This is a genomic window from Tenacibaculum profundicola (assembly GCF_057220795.1).
In genome coordinates this window covers 807,535-821,387 of the sequence record NZ_CM170137.1, presented here as the reverse complement: position 1 = coordinate 821,387, position 13,853 = coordinate 807,535, and the positions used below count along the sequence as shown (strand labels likewise).

Annotated in this window: 15 protein-coding genes; 11 read left to right on the top strand and 4 right to left on the bottom strand. The window is 32.3% G+C overall.

Features of this window, described 5'->3' with window-relative positions; all coding sequences use genetic code 11:
- Window positions 1-329: 329 nt before the first annotated feature.
- The 3 genes from AC2TDS_RS03380 to AC2TDS_RS03370 are packed head-to-tail and all read right to left on the bottom strand — an operon-like array spanning window position 330 to window position 2,244.
- A complete protein-coding gene (locus AC2TDS_RS03380; protein WP_484737696.1) occupies window positions 330-1,478 on the bottom strand; it encodes an IS91 family transposase in 1,149 nt (382 codons plus the stop codon).
- Between the two features lie 5 nt (window positions 1,479-1,483).
- Window positions 1,484-1,822, bottom strand: a complete 339-nt coding sequence (locus AC2TDS_RS03375; RefSeq protein ID WP_484737695.1) for a tyrosine-type recombinase/integrase — start codon at window positions 1,820-1,822, stop codon at window positions 1,484-1,486.
- A 5-nt stretch (window positions 1,823-1,827) separates the two neighbouring features.
- Window positions 1,828-2,244 carry a tyrosine-type recombinase/integrase gene (locus AC2TDS_RS03370; protein ID WP_484737694.1) on the bottom strand — a complete coding sequence of 139 codons (417 nt, stop codon included), beginning with the start codon at window positions 2,242-2,244 and terminating at the stop codon, window positions 1,828-1,830.
- Window positions 2,245-2,974: 730 nt separating this feature from the next.
- Here AC2TDS_RS03370 and ltrA point away from each other — a divergent pair.
- The 7 genes from ltrA (at window position 2,975) to AC2TDS_RS03335 (ending at window position 9,080) form a co-directional block, all read left to right on the top strand.
- Window positions 2,975-4,345: a group II intron reverse transcriptase/maturase gene (gene ltrA / locus AC2TDS_RS03365; RefSeq protein WP_484737713.1), complete on the top strand. Its 1,371-nt coding sequence runs from the start codon at window positions 2,975-2,977 to the stop codon at window positions 4,343-4,345.
- Between the two features lie 156 nt (window positions 4,346-4,501).
- Window positions 4,502-5,167 (top strand): DUF7832 domain-containing protein, encoded by a 666-nt coding sequence (locus AC2TDS_RS03360; protein WP_484737712.1) that lies wholly within the window; start codon window positions 4,502-4,504, stop codon window positions 5,165-5,167.
- A 159-nt stretch (window positions 5,168-5,326) separates the two neighbouring features.
- The gene (locus AC2TDS_RS03355; RefSeq protein ID WP_484737691.1) at window positions 5,327-6,841 is read left to right on the top strand and encodes an IS1182 family transposase; all 1,515 of its coding nucleotides are present in this window, start codon (window positions 5,327-5,329) and stop codon (window positions 6,839-6,841) included.
- A 156-nt stretch (window positions 6,842-6,997) separates the two neighbouring features.
- The gene (locus AC2TDS_RS03350) at window positions 6,998-7,495 is read left to right on the top strand and encodes a DUF2975 domain-containing protein (RefSeq protein ID WP_484737711.1); all 498 of its coding nucleotides are present in this window, start codon (window positions 6,998-7,000) and stop codon (window positions 7,493-7,495) included.
- Window positions 7,496-7,498: 3 nt separating this feature from the next.
- The gene (locus AC2TDS_RS03345) at window positions 7,499-7,708 is read left to right on the top strand and encodes a helix-turn-helix domain-containing protein (RefSeq protein ID WP_484737710.1); all 210 of its coding nucleotides are present in this window, start codon (window positions 7,499-7,501) and stop codon (window positions 7,706-7,708) included.
- Window positions 7,709-7,797: 89 nt separating this feature from the next.
- Window positions 7,798-8,256: a hypothetical protein gene (locus AC2TDS_RS03340; protein ID WP_484737709.1), complete on the top strand. Its 459-nt coding sequence runs from the start codon at window positions 7,798-7,800 to the stop codon at window positions 8,254-8,256.
- Between the two features lie 152 nt (window positions 8,257-8,408).
- Window positions 8,409-9,080, top strand: a complete 672-nt coding sequence (locus tag AC2TDS_RS03335) for an acyl carrier protein (RefSeq protein ID WP_484737708.1) — start codon at window positions 8,409-8,411, stop codon at window positions 9,078-9,080.
- Window positions 9,081-9,134: 54 nt separating this feature from the next.
- On the opposite strand, the gene AC2TDS_RS03330 is transcribed toward AC2TDS_RS03335, so the two are convergent.
- Window positions 9,135-10,106 (bottom strand): IS110 family RNA-guided transposase, encoded by a 972-nt coding sequence (locus AC2TDS_RS03330; protein ID WP_484737689.1) that lies wholly within the window; start codon window positions 10,104-10,106, stop codon window positions 9,135-9,137.
- A gap of 1,166 nt (window positions 10,107-11,272) precedes the next feature.
- On the opposite strand from AC2TDS_RS03330, the gene AC2TDS_RS03325 reads away from it, so the two are divergent.
- The 4 genes from AC2TDS_RS03325 (at window position 11,273) to AC2TDS_RS03310 (ending at window position 13,038) form a co-directional block, all read left to right on the top strand.
- Window positions 11,273-11,749: a hypothetical protein gene (locus tag AC2TDS_RS03325; protein WP_484737707.1), complete on the top strand. Its 477-nt coding sequence runs from the start codon at window positions 11,273-11,275 to the stop codon at window positions 11,747-11,749.
- A gap of 6 nt (window positions 11,750-11,755) precedes the next feature.
- Window positions 11,756-12,169: a hypothetical protein gene (locus AC2TDS_RS03320; RefSeq protein ID WP_484737706.1), complete on the top strand. Its 414-nt coding sequence runs from the start codon at window positions 11,756-11,758 to the stop codon at window positions 12,167-12,169.
- 127 nt (window positions 12,170-12,296) lie between these two features.
- The gene (locus tag AC2TDS_RS03315) at window positions 12,297-12,644 is read left to right on the top strand and encodes a hypothetical protein (protein WP_484737705.1); all 348 of its coding nucleotides are present in this window, start codon (window positions 12,297-12,299) and stop codon (window positions 12,642-12,644) included.
- A 46-nt stretch (window positions 12,645-12,690) separates the two neighbouring features.
- Window positions 12,691-13,038, top strand: coding sequence for a VOC family protein (locus AC2TDS_RS03310; RefSeq protein ID WP_484737704.1), 348 nt, complete (start codon window positions 12,691-12,693; stop codon window positions 13,036-13,038).
- Window positions 13,039-13,853 lie beyond the last annotated feature (815 nt).

The following is a 13,853-nucleotide window of genomic DNA, read 5'->3' as shown; positions in this document are numbered from 1 at the left end:
AAAGAGCTTTTACGCCACCGCTGAAAACGAAATGAATAAAATAAAAACGGCATACAATAACTAAGCATATGGCGTGCCGATAGGCTAACGCTATATGCCCTGTTGACTGATCCGTTGACAGTAAGGGGTAAAACGATAATTTTGTATTATTTTAGTAATTGAAGATTCGTTATTTTCTAAGAGAAGTTTAGCTATTTTTATGTGTCTTAGTTTATAATTTGTTACTTTTTCTTTCTGATTGTAAAATTCATAGCTTAATCTGCTTGTTTATTTGGTTTTTTCTTAAATATAGGCATTAATTGTCTAGGACACTTTTTTAATGTCATTTTTTAAGTCATGTATTTTTTAATTTTATGTTTAGCTATTTTTAGATAGTTTTTTGGAGGTCCTCTAGAGTCAAAAGTTAGCAATGTAATTAAGCTTGCTTTTTTACAACTCGGGCAACATCTGTGTACACTTTTCTCAGTAGGGATAAATAGGTCAATAGTATCTAGCTCTTTATCTGCTAATAGCAATTGTAATCTTGGTAACTTTACTTTTTTCCAACTACTACTTAAAATTCCATAATGTCTAATTCTGGTAAATCCTTTGGGTAGAATATGCAATTGAAACCGTCGAATAAACTCTTTAATCTTTAAAGTTAGGATGGTTTTTTGTCCATTTTTACGATAGTCTTTGATACGAAAAGCCACTGTTTTCTCTTCTTTATTAATAGCTATTATTCGGTGATTACTAATGGCTATTTTATGAGTATATCTCCCTAAATATTCTATTACATTTTCTGGTTTTCCAAAGGGAGGCTTTGCATAAACAACCCATTTGTTTTTAAACAAATCATCATATAATGATTGGTCTACATCTGGAATTACTTTACGTAGTTTAGCCACAAAGACACCTCTAAATTTTATACTTATTGCCTTTACACTGAATAGGAAATCGTCTTTGTGGTTCCCTTTTTTCCAATATCCTGCTTTAGTAACACCTCCTTTGGGAACAATACAATGCAAATGTGGGTGTAAACTCAGATTTTGCCCCCAAGTATGTAATACGGCTATCATTCCCATTTTAGCACCAAGATGTTTGGGGTTATCACCAAAAGCAGTTAAAGTTTCCCAAGCGGCATCAAATAGCATTTTATAGATCTGTTTAGGATATTGAACAGCTACTGGATTTAGAGTATCGGGTAAGGTAAACACCACATGAAAATAGGGCACCGGTAATAGTTCTTTGGTTCTAGCTTGAATCCATAGTTGTTGTTTATGTCCTTGGCAAGTGGTACAATGCCTATTACGACAGGAGTTGAATTGTAAATGTAATTTGTTACAGGCTTTACACCAATCTAAATGTCCGCCAAGGGCTTTGGTACGGCATTTTCTAATGGCGTGTAAGGTTCTTTCATGCCAGCTACTGCTGGTTAATTCTTTTAGATGCTCTACTTGTATATTCAATACATCCGCTACGGTATGTTTAGGGAACATTACCTTTAGTATAAGGTGTCTAAGGGACTAAATTTTCTGGAACTTCCTGTATTGGCAACATGCAGATAGATGATAGTGGTTTGTATATGAGCGTGGCCTAGGAGTTCCTTAACACTCATGATATTAAGACCATCTTCTAATAAGTGTGTAGCAAAGGAATGACGTAGGGTGTGGGCTGTGAATTTTTTTTTGGTATTGACCTTAGCGCTACTTTCTTTAATAACCCATTGTATGGCTCTGACAGATATAGGTTGAGGGAGTCCATTTTTAGTGACTTGACTGTTAAAAAGGTATTTAACAGGTTTTTCTGTTTCGAGGTAATTCTGTAATCCTCTAATTAGCATTTTACTTAAAGGAAGATATCGATCTGTTTTTCCTTTTTTTTTCTAACAAATAATGTTTGACGATTAAAATCAACATCCGATAGGAGTAAATCACAGAGTTCATAGCTTCGTAAACCACAACCATAGATAAGTCCAAGCATAAGACGATGTTTTAAAAACTTAGGTGCTTTTAATAGTTCACGTACTTCTTGTTTGTTAAGTACTATGGGTAGGCCTTTTTGTTTTTTAATTTGTGGTAGTTGTACTCTTTTTTGTTCCATCCCCATGACCTTGTAAGCCGCACGAAGTCCGAAAATGGTATGCTTAAAAAAACTCTCAGAAGGCGATTTGTGAAGGTTTTGACAATAAAAAAGATAATCGTTAATCTGTTCGATATCTAAAATCTCAGGACTGGATTTGTAGTATATAGACAGATGTGCCAAACACCTTAGGTAATTGTTTAAAGTACTAGTGGATTTACCGTTAATAGCAAAGCTTTTTGTTAATCGAGTTACTAAATTTGAAAAGGTTGGAGTTTGCTCTACAGCAGTTTCTAAAATGGTTTTACTTTTTTTTATACATAATATTTAATTTTGATTGATAAATTTAAGTATTTTTAGATTGTTGAAAAAAGCTTCCGAGGTACGAGGATTAGTTCAACACCACCTAAACTGCATTAAAACGCAGCTTAGCCAAACCGTTGGTGTGCCACGAAGTTGTGTAAATCCAGTGGGTGTAAATCCCACCAGAGTAATTGGCTGTTCACTCTGAAGGAATCTAGACAGTTGCATCCGTGAGGGTGTTGCTGAAGCTCTAGAGGACAAATAATCAAGCCGTAATGTGTAATACGTGAACCCATAGTAGCTTCGATAGGTGTACTCGCAATTTGGGGAGAGTTTTGACGGTCTTCGAACCCTGTCACTTCCATAGGATAAACAGTCGCGAGACTATGGAAGAGTTGCCGGAGTCATAGGGATGGCGTGATTATAGATGGATTTATACGGAACGTGGGAGGTCTCTTATAATAAGCATTGGCAAGGCAAAACATGCTGGTATAAGTATTACGAAATCCAGCAATGGTTATAAGAGAAGTCGGAGGAGCTCATAGTACCGATAATTATAGGGACAACATAACCCTATTTAGGAAAGGGGCTCTACTTTAGAGAAGCTTATATGAAAAACAGAACGACCTATATTGATGAAAATCTATTAGTAAGTCCATCGCAATGCGATGAGAAAGTTCGTGTTTTTCAAAGGAAGCTATACATTACAGCCAAGAGAGATAGCAGTTTTGTAGCACATAGTTTGTATGATAAAATATGTTTAGACTATTTTCTAATCACTGCATTCTATCGAGTTAAACAAAACTACACAAAAGGAAGGGGAGTAGATGGTGTTAGTATTGCTAGTATCGAGCAATCAGGTCTACAGACTTACTTAACAAACTTACAAAATGAATTAAGGGAGAAACGGTATCGAAGTAATTTAATTAAACGAGTTTTGATACCAAAAGAAGAGAAAGGATCTTTTCGGTCATTAGGAATACCTACCATAAAAGATAGGATAGTTCAAATGGCAGTAAAAATGGCCATAGAACCGCTATGGGAAACTGAATTTATAGCTACGTCTTATGGATTCAGGCCCAAGCGAAGTGCCAAAGACGCAATAAAGCAGGTAAAGACAAATATCTACGAAGGGTATCAATTTGTACTGGACGCCGATTTATCGAAGTACTTTGATAGTATCCCTCATGACCGCCTGTTTATTTGCTTAAAGCGAAAGATTTCAGATACTTCGATACTTGGATTAATTCACCAATGGGTAAGAGCTCCTATACAATTAGAAACAAAGGAGTTGTTAAAGAGTAAACAAGGAAGCCCACAAGGAGGGGTAATCTCTCCACTACTATCAAACATCTACTTGCATGAATTAGACAAAATAGTAACAAATCCAAAAGGTAAATTTGCCCACTCACAAATTCGTATAGTACGTTTTGCAGATGATTTTCTTCTAATGGGGAAATGGTATTTCAGTAAAGATATACTAAGTTATCTAGGTAAAATAGTATCGAATATGGGATTAAGATTAAACCCGAATAAAACCAAGTTATTACATACGAGCAAGAGCAGTCTCTACTTTCTAGGATTTGAAATTAGGAGTATACGCTCGAAATTTAGTTGGAACAAAAAGAAGTATACCAATATTCGTCCTAGTAATAAATCACGGAGTAAACTATTCCGAAAGCTTCGGGATACATTATATAAACGACGGCATTGGACTATACCCTGGATTGTATGGAAACTAAATAAGGTAATTCTAGGTTGGTTGAATTATTACTCAATAAGTAAAACGACCCATATTTGGGAAACGATCAAGGTTATAAAGAAACAATTGGATTACCAACTGTTTAAATGGATGAAAAGAAAAGGTCGAAAAGCACATCGGAAGCTTCGCCAGCGTCCCTATGAGACATTAGTTAGATTGTATAATCTTCTAGACATAGAAAAGTATGCTCGCTTAAAGACACTCTCGAAAGCGGAATGAAGAACTCTATTCGGTAAGCCGTATGAGGGAAAACTTCATGTACGGTTTGATGAAGGGGGCACTGATAGCTATTTTGTTTTTGTATATTTGGTAAAACAAGTAATACAAAAATATAGAGATAGCTATCAGGCTCTACTCTACTAGCCAATTTGAAAAATGAAAATCCGATTAGAAAAGAAAAATAGAATAAGTACTGATTTTATTCAGATAGAAATTGATGGACATCTATTGAAAATTCAATCTGGAAAAATAGGGAAAAGTGGAATTTGTGATTCTACTAAACATTGTGGAACTCATGAAAAAGCAATAAATGAATTGAATAAATTAAAACAAGAATATATTGTCAAAAAATATATTGAAATAGAAACCCAAAAGCGACCTATTGATTTTAAAGGAGTTTATGATAAAGCAAAATGGCATTTTGGGGGAGAATTTCCGAAAGAATTAAACAGTTCCCAAGGTTATGTTCATACAGGATTTTACTTAACTTGGATTATAGAAAAAGGATTTTTCAAATATGAAAATAACGAATTATTAATAGATGAAATTGAAAAAGTAAAGAACAGAGAAATTACTGGAGCGGAATTTTTTGAGAAAAACCTTGATGGTGTTTTAATTGACGAAGATTTAAACAAAAAAGGAAATGAATTTACTTTTGAATATTATGAAAAAGGAGGTTTTTTAGAAGACTACTCTGAAAAATTGGGAAAGGATTTACCAACTTTGTATCACATAAAAGATAGTTGGGAAAACTACGATGAACTGAAACCTATTTTGGAAAAAAGATTTAATAATTGGGAGAAATTTAACAATCGAAAATAGTGGAAATATAGCTGTTAAAAACTAGCTACAACAACACCTAAACTGCATTAAAACGCAGCTTAGCCAAACCGTCAGACTGCGCAAAAACTCTTACTATAAAGGTTTTAAATTTGATTAACTATTCGTATTTTAATAGTGTAATTAAACACTAATTTTTATATGGATTTTATTCAAGGATTTGACCGAAATCAATTACAAATGATATCGTTTGATGAATTTGTAAAACAAGACTCTTGGGCTAGAATAGTTGATTTGTTTGTAGCGTGTTTACCAATAGATACTTTAGGTTTTAAGCATGAACATGCAAGTCAGGGACGTCCACCATATGCCACAACAGACTTATTGAAACTATTGTTGTACGGCTACAAAAATCATTTACGATCATCACGCAAGTTAGCACATGCCTGTCAGGTTAATATGGAAGTGATTTGGCTAATCAAAGGACTCAAACCATCAGCTCGTAAAATTGCTTACTTTAGAAAAGATAATTCAAAAGCATTTAAACAGGCCTTTAGATATTTTGTACTAATGCTTAAAGACATGGAGCTTATTGATGGTCAAACTATAGCAATAGATTCATTTAAAATTAGAGCTCAGAATGCACTCAAAAACAATTTTAACCAAAAGAAAATTGACAGGCATATCAAGTATATTGATGATAAAATAAATGAATACCTAAGTCAATTAGAACAAGAAGATGAGCTCGATAAACAAGAAAAAATCAAACATAAAATAGAGTATCAGCATAATAAAAAACTTAATTATATAAACATAGAAAAGCAACTTATTGATAGTGAACAAACACAAATAAGTTTAAGCGATCCAGATGCCAGAAGTGTGGTGCTACACCGAAACATCATCAATGTAGGTTATTGTATACAGGCTGGATGTGATAGTAAACACAACCTATTTATTAATAACGATACGGGAACAGTAAACGACACTCATGCGCTGTCTCCAATGGCTTTAGATGCAAAAAAAATACTAAAATTGAAACAGATGAATGTTTTGACAGATAAAGGTTATACAACAGGGAAGCACATTGATATTTGCACCAAAAATAACATTACAACATTTTCATCACCAAAGGCACATTCTTCTCAAAACAACGGCTTGTATGATATGCAAATTTTTAAATACAATCCACAACAAGACTATTATACCTGTCCTGCTAATAAACTACTTAAAACCAACGGAACTATTTACAATAAAAACAAGCATAAAGTAAAACATTATAAAAACCGACAAGCCTGTAAAAATTGTGACCTTAGAGCACAATGTACCACCAATAAAAACGGACGATTTATTGAACGATCCATTTACCAAGAAGCCCTTGAGAATAATAAAAAAAGAGTAGATTCAAATCCAGACTATTATAGGTTAAGGCAACAAGTAACCGAACATCAATTCGGCACTTTAAAACGACAATGGGGATTTACCTTTACACTTATGAAAGGCAAAGAAAACGTACTTTCAGAAGTTAATTTGATGATGATGGTTTACAACCTTAGAAGACTTATGTCTATTTTTACTCCAAACGATCTAAAAAACAAGCTAAAAGCGCTTGACCGACATATTTTGCACCTATACAAGCTATTTTTAGACTTTACAAGACCCTATTTATTTAAAAGTAACTTCCTCGTTGTAAATCCACTAATAATTAAGCACCCTTAGAACAAGCTAAAAAAGAAATAATAGCTACTTTTACAATAATAATCAGAGTTTGTGCGCAAACTCCCGTTAGCCACAAGTCAAAAAAACATTGTTAATCATAAATATATTATTGTTTATCAATAATTATTGTATATTTGAATAATTAAATCTTCAAATATGAAAAAAGCAATATTATTTAAAACACTGGTTGATATACTTTACATTCTACATTTTATTGGACTAATTGGAATAATATTTATAATACCTTTTGGAACTGTCAATATTAACCAAATAAATATGAGTGTAGAAGATTGGAGTTTATTTTATTGGTCAATATTTATTGTAAGTCTATTTGCTTATATAATATTTTTAAGAGGTCTGTATTTTTTGAGAAAAATGGCAAGGTTCTTATTAACGAACAAATATTTTTCCGATTACACCATAGTAAACTTAAAAAAATCTGGAAATAATTTTCTTTACACAGGAATTATATCATTTGCTCTTATTGTTGTTTTATGGATAAGCAAACTAACTGGAGGAAAGTTTGAATTGATATATGATAACAATCTATTAATTCCTTTGTTTTTGTCCATAATTGGAATGTTTTTTATCATTCAAAGCAATGCTCTGAATTTGGCAAAAGGAATTAAAGAAGAAAATGAACTAACAGTTTAATTTATGGCAATTGTAATAAATCTTGATGTTATGCTAGCCAAGAGGAAAATGAAAAGTAAAGAACTTGCCGAAATAATTGGAATTACAACAGCTAATATTTCGATATTAAAATCTGGAAAAGCAAAAGCAATTCGATTTTCGACATTAGAATCTATATGTAAGGCTCTTGAATGTCAACCTGCTGATATACTGGAATACAATGAAACTGAATAAAAATCTGTGGCTAACACCACCTAAACTGCATTAAAACGCAGCTTAGCCAAAACGTTGGCCATAATAAAATCACAGACAATAAAATTAATATGAAAATAAACTTAATACTTCTGATTTTTCTTATTTCAACTTTCACTTTATCAGGACAAGAACAAGCTAAAATCAATAAGGGTAAAATAATTATTCCTATAAAAAAGGAATTGAATTTAAATGCGAAAATTAAAAAAGATAGAATAGTTAAATTTAAAATTATAGAGGAAAAGAATATAATTGAACCATCGGAATTTATGAGTTCTATGGAGGAAAAACCCGAAAATTTTGATGACATCTATATTAAATTCAATAAATCAGATTTCGGAATACTTTTAACAGTGATTCACAAACTTGAAAAGCCAATTATTTATAAAGCAAAAATCAAAATAATAGGGCGGCACGATTTAATTGAAACATCCATACATCCGTGCTATCCAAATGTTATTTCGGTTGAACAATGGAGAGATGACATTGAAAAAATAGAATTATATGATTTCAAATATCATAAAGATTAAATAACTATGGCTAACAAGAGGGTATAATTTATTGTTATTAAAGTGCTAATTTTAGAACGTAATTGCTTAACCAAAGTCTAGGTTTTTATTTACTAACTTAGAGCCAAAACACAACAACAAACCATACCCCAAACGTTGGCGTGCATTAAAAGATGAAAGAATTTGAACTAAAAAATATCGACCCAGAGGATATTGAGGACTTACTCGTAAAAGTGGAGGACTCGTTTGACATCAAATTTGCCGACAACGAGCTTGCTCACGTTCAGACTTTCGGTGAGATGTGCGACCACATCAAGAACAAAATACAACTTGACCATACAGACGACTGTACAACACAACAAGCCTTTTACAAATTGCGGAGCTCATTGATTTCTGCATTGCAAGTTGACAAAGAACAAATAACTCCAGATTCTTTACTCGCAGACCTCTTACCAAGGCAAATAAGAAAATCAAAGACAAAGCAAATAGAACAAGGTTTAGGATTTAGGTTATCACTCTTAAGACCACCTCATTATGTGACAGGATTTCTTGTTCTGCTCCTTTTATCCTCTTTGGTTGGACTTGCATTTGCTTGGCAATTTGCACTTGCTGGACTTGGCCTTTCAATTGGTGGTCTATGGCTTACCACTAAGACCGGAAATGAACTTGACTTAAAAACAGTCGGACAACTTGCAGAGAAAATGACAAGAGAGAATTACATAAAGTCCAGACGCAATCCAAAGACATATAATGACAATGAAATAGAAAAAGTTATCACTGACTGGTTCAGCAACGACTTGGTAATTGATAAGTCCAAATTAACCCGTGAAGCAAGATTGACTTAAAAAGAAAAACGACACGCCAACAAAGAACTGAGGTAAAAACCAAGTAAAAATACTTTAATTTACAACTACAGTACTTTTATATTCTCCATTGTATGGGATACCATTTTTAACGATAGAAAATGCTTGTTTTAATAGTTTATTACACACTGCTATTAAAGCAAGTTTTTTGCTTTTCCCTTTAGCAACAATTCTATCATAAAGTGCCTTACAAGCACTGTTGTATTTACAAGCATTAAAACTGCACATAAATAGTAAATTTCTCAGTTTAGGATTCCCCATTTTACTAATTCTTGGACGTCCTTTAACACTGGTTCCACTTTGTCTTATTATTGGCGTTAGCCCAGCATAACTACATAGTTCTTTTGCACTGTGAAAACGCTCAAATCCATCGGTAAAAACCAGTAACATTAAAGCTGTTTTATTTCCTATTCCAGGGATACTTTTTAATAACGTTAACGATTCTTGGTACTCTTTTTTTACATTTTCTAGCAGTTCTATTTCTAATAATTCCATCTCCTTTTCTAGATTTTTCAGACTTCTTTTAATAGATCTTACTACCGCTTTTGAGGGATATCCTAAGACTTCTTCTCCATGTATTTTGTTTTTTAGCTGTGTGCTTTGTTTAATATAAACACTGAGTATACGAGTTATTTGCAGGTTTTCTTGTTGGGTTTTTGATTGCCCTGTCCAAAGTTTAGGAGTACAATCCTCTGCGTATTGCTGAATCATTTTAGCATCACTCTTATCGGTTTTTATTTTTGATAGATTCATTTGGATATAGCGTTTAATCTTTAATGGATTAACCACGCAAACACCGATACCTGCATCTAGTAAAAAGTATGCCAAACGACTGTGATAATATCCAGTGGCTTCCATCACACAAATGGTATTTGGATCTAACAATTTTACAAACTTTTTAAAGCCTGAAATACTATTGGTAAACTGATAATGTGTTTTGTTATTATCGTATACATCAAAGACATCTTTACTAATGTCTATTCCTAAATATTTTATATCTTTATTCATAAGAAAAAAGGATTGTAAAGAGCCACTCTATTGTGAATTCAACAACTTAAAATCGAAGTCTAAAAGCTTCATAGAACTGAACGAATTTGACATAGAAAAGAGTAGGGATTATCAATGTTGACGAAATCAAAGTCTCTGCGTGTATCATAACCTTATTCCACTCTTTGGTTCTTTATGATTAACTAACTAATATAATAAAATGCTAACTTAAGAGGTGTATAGCCAATAGGGCAATTAAGAATAAATTGAAAGTCCTGTTCTTTGAGCAGGCAACGCCAAAACAAAGTTTTGACGTTTAACAAAAAGAAAATTAAAAGTAAAAACGTTTGTTTTGGCTTAGTGGTAAACCGATAGTGAAGTGCTTCGAATCTGCCCTACTGTCCATACACAGAACGTTATGTATGACCGCTCTGAATGGTTTTGAAAACAAATAAATTCCAATTTGGGTGGATAAAATTGCTTACTCGGGTGAAAAGAAGATTCACCATGATAGCGGACGCAATATGATGATGGATTTTTATAAAACCAAACTAAATAAAAATAATTTACTATCTTTGAGGTGCTAAAGTTTTGCATTTTAACAGTTTAGGCTTAATACAGTGTAGAGTTTTAATTGCAAATAAAAAGAAATTGACGTGTGTATTTGCCACAAAGTAGAACGTGTCGCTTTACATACATAACAGCGTGTAAAATCAATGCCTGCCTTTGCGCGCTAAGTTCCAGCCGCATTTCACGGCACTGTTATTACACAAACGTTATGTATGACCGCTCTGAATGGTTTTGAAAACAAATAAATTCCAATTTGGGTGGATAGAGGATAAGAACAAAAACTAAAAATTGCTTACTATAATGAATGAGAATAAGACTGTGATTTTGTAAGCATTTATACAGATTTTAGGATTGATATTAAACGATAAAAATTAAGGTCAGAATTATAAAACCTATTTTTTATCTTTGGTTGAGTTAGTTTTGTATAAAACAAGTGTAGGCTTCGGCTTTTGTACAAAGCTTCTTTAAAAATAAATTAAAAGTTATGTGTGTATTTGTCGCCAATCAATACGTGTCGCTATTCATACATAACAACATGTAAAACCAATGCCTGCCTTTGCGCGCTAAGTTCCAGCCGCATTTCACGGCACTGTTATTACACAAACGTTGTAAACAATATGAGACAAATAATATTTTTAGTGTTATCGCTATTGATTTTCCAAATTGGGATTGCACAAAACCTGACTGAATCTGATTTAATAGGAGAATGGGAGTTTATAGAATTGCAAGATGGTAATGGAGAAAAGCAGACAAAAATCCCTCTGATTAGATTTGGGAGAGATATGGGAATTGAAAATGTAAATAGAGATAATTATGTGTTTAATGATGACGGAACTTATAAAAGTTTTAACCCTTTAAACACTTCATATGGTACTTGGTTTCTTGACAAGAAAACTAATGAAATAAATCTGGAATTAAGAATTGAACCTGATAGTCCATATTTGCCTTCTCTAAAAAAAGTAAAAATTGTAAAAAAAAGAAAGGACGGATTTTACTATCAAAAACCAGTACAGAAAAAAATATTGATTTTTTCGAAAGAGGGAATGACTATAGCGGATAGAGAAAAATACGTGTTAATTTACAAAAGAAAATAAACAATTATGAATAAAACATTTAGCTTATTATTTTTTATTACGATTAGTTTTACTTCTTTGGGACAAAGTTTTGATAAAGAACAAATAAATGGAACTTGGAAAGTAATATCGATAACAGAAAAACCAACAAGCCCTCAATTTAAACCATTAATTGAAGGGTTTAAAAATTCAATTTTTGATTTTAATGAGAGTGAGAATTTTAAATTAAGTACTTCTTCTAAATCTGAGTTATTTGGAATGATAACACAAATGACAAATGGAACTAAATGGTTATTTGAACATAATAAGCAATTTATAAAAATTGGGAACAAAGATGATAGCTATTCAATTATGGGTATTTCTATAAGGCTAACCAACGGAAAGAAATTATTTCATCTTGATGAAAGTGGAATGACACTTGAAATGGAAAAAATAAAATAAAGTTTACAACAATTTGTATAATGCATATGCACCCTGCGGGATGCAAACGCACCATACAAGAGACGTTGTATGTCATTAAAGCCAATTCATAAATTAAAGAAAACAAGTAATATTAAATAAATTAAGCATGATTTTACCATTGAGATTAATAGGAGGATTCGATCCATTTCTTGATCCTGATCCAAACTTAGTAAATGAAATGAATTTTCCGATTATATTAATTTGTATACTTTGTCTTTTTATTGCTTATTATAAAGCTAAGACAATAAAATATGATTTTAGTGATGACGGTATAAATCAAGACTCAAAGGAAAAACTTCGTTTTCAGTCATATGATGTTTTGATGCAACCAAAAGGAGATTATGATAACTTCTCTCTTATTAACAAAGGAATTAAATATTTTTCTTACAAAAAAGCTGTTGTGGGGTTTCTAATATTCTTATTCTATTATTTGCTTTTTACTGGAAAAATCTAAGTTTTAAAAAGCATTAATAATAAACTAAATAATTATTGGAAGTTAAATGAATATTAACCTAATAGTAATAAGAACTGAAAAACCAATACTTTTAAAGGAACAATACGAATTACTTGGTTTTGAATTTGATTATCATAGACATGGGAAAGGTCCTTATCATTACGCTTCTGAACAGAATGGTTTTGTTTTTGAGATTTATCCATTGACTAAATCAATGACAAAAGCTGACGGAAACCTTAGGCTCGGATTTGATATCTCTGGTTTAAACCTAGTTATTGATAAATTAAAAAATACTGATTGGATTATAAAAGCTGATATTAAAGAAACTGAATGGGGAATTATCGCTGTTGTGCAGGACATAGATGGACGGATAATAGAACTAAAAAACAAGTGAAACGCCATACAACACCACCTAAACTGCATTAAAACGCAGCTTAGCCAAAACGTTATGTATGACCGCTCTGAATGGTTTTGAAAACAAATAAATTCCAATTTGGGTGGATAGAGGATAAGAACAAACACTAAAAATTGCTTACTATAATGAATGAGAATAAGACTGTGATTTGGTAAGCATTTATAAAGATTTTAGGATTGATATTAAACGATAAAAATTATAGGTCAGAATTATAAAACCTATTTTTTATCTTTGGTTGAGTTAGTTTTGTATAAGCCAAGTGTAAGCTTCGGCTTTTGTACAAAGCTTCTTTAAAAATAAATTAAAAGTTATGTGTGTATTTGTCGCCAAGCAATACGTGTCGCTATTCATACATAACAACATGTAAAACCAATGCCTGCCTTTGCGCGCTAAGTTCCAGCCGCATTTCACGGCACTGTTATTACACAAACGTTATGTATGACCGCTCTGAATGGTTTTGAAAACAAATAAATTCCAATTTGGGTGGATAGAGGATAAGAACAAAAACTAAAAATTGCTTACTATAATGAATGAGAATAAGACTGTGATTTTGTAAGCATTTATAAAGATTTTAGGATTGATATTAAACGATAAAAATTAAGGTCAGAATTATAAAACCTATTTTTTATCTTTGGTTGAGTTAGTTTTGTATAAGCCAAGTGTAAGCTTCGTCTTTTGTACAAAGCTTCTTTAAAAATAAATTAAAAGTTATGTGTGTATTTGTCGCCAAGCAATACGTGTCGCTATCCATACATAACAACATGTAAAACCAATGCCTGCCTTTGCGCGCTAAG

What these genes read in the sequence shown, in the direction of transcription:
- AC2TDS_RS03315 (WP_484737705.1), top strand. Translation starts at nt 12,297, where the DNA reads ATGATTTTACCATTGAGATTAATAGGAGGATTCGATCCATTTCTTGAT.
- AC2TDS_RS03380 (WP_484737696.1), bottom strand. Translation starts at nt 1,478, where the DNA reads ATGTTCCCTAAACATACCGTAGCGGATGTATTGAATATACAAGTAGAG.
- AC2TDS_RS03330 (WP_484737689.1), bottom strand. Translation starts at nt 10,106, where the DNA reads ATGAATAAAGATATAAAATATTTAGGAATAGACATTAGTAAAGATGTC.
- AC2TDS_RS03310 (WP_484737704.1), top strand. Translation starts at nt 12,691, where the DNA reads ATGAATATTAACCTAATAGTAATAAGAACTGAAAAACCAATACTTTTA.
- AC2TDS_RS03375 (WP_484737695.1), bottom strand. Translation starts at nt 1,822, where the DNA reads ATGCTAATTAGAGGATTACAGAATTACCTCGAAACAGAAAAACCTGTT.
- AC2TDS_RS03345 (WP_484737710.1), top strand. Translation starts at nt 7,499, where the DNA reads ATGGCAATTGTAATAAATCTTGATGTTATGCTAGCCAAGAGGAAAATG.
- AC2TDS_RS03355 (WP_484737691.1), top strand. Translation starts at nt 5,327, where the DNA reads ATGGATTTTATTCAAGGATTTGACCGAAATCAATTACAAATGATATCG.
- AC2TDS_RS03325 (WP_484737707.1), top strand. Translation starts at nt 11,273, where the DNA reads ATGAGACAAATAATATTTTTAGTGTTATCGCTATTGATTTTCCAAATT.
- ltrA (WP_484737713.1), top strand. Translation starts at nt 2,975, where the DNA reads ATGAAAAACAGAACGACCTATATTGATGAAAATCTATTAGTAAGTCCA.
- AC2TDS_RS03335 (WP_484737708.1), top strand. Translation starts at nt 8,409, where the DNA reads ATGAAAGAATTTGAACTAAAAAATATCGACCCAGAGGATATTGAGGAC.
- AC2TDS_RS03350 (WP_484737711.1), top strand. Translation starts at nt 6,998, where the DNA reads ATGAAAAAAGCAATATTATTTAAAACACTGGTTGATATACTTTACATT.
- AC2TDS_RS03360 (WP_484737712.1), top strand. Translation starts at nt 4,502, where the DNA reads ATGAAAATCCGATTAGAAAAGAAAAATAGAATAAGTACTGATTTTATT.
- AC2TDS_RS03320 (WP_484737706.1), top strand. Translation starts at nt 11,756, where the DNA reads ATGAATAAAACATTTAGCTTATTATTTTTTATTACGATTAGTTTTACT.
- AC2TDS_RS03340 (WP_484737709.1), top strand. Translation starts at nt 7,798, where the DNA reads ATGAAAATAAACTTAATACTTCTGATTTTTCTTATTTCAACTTTCACT.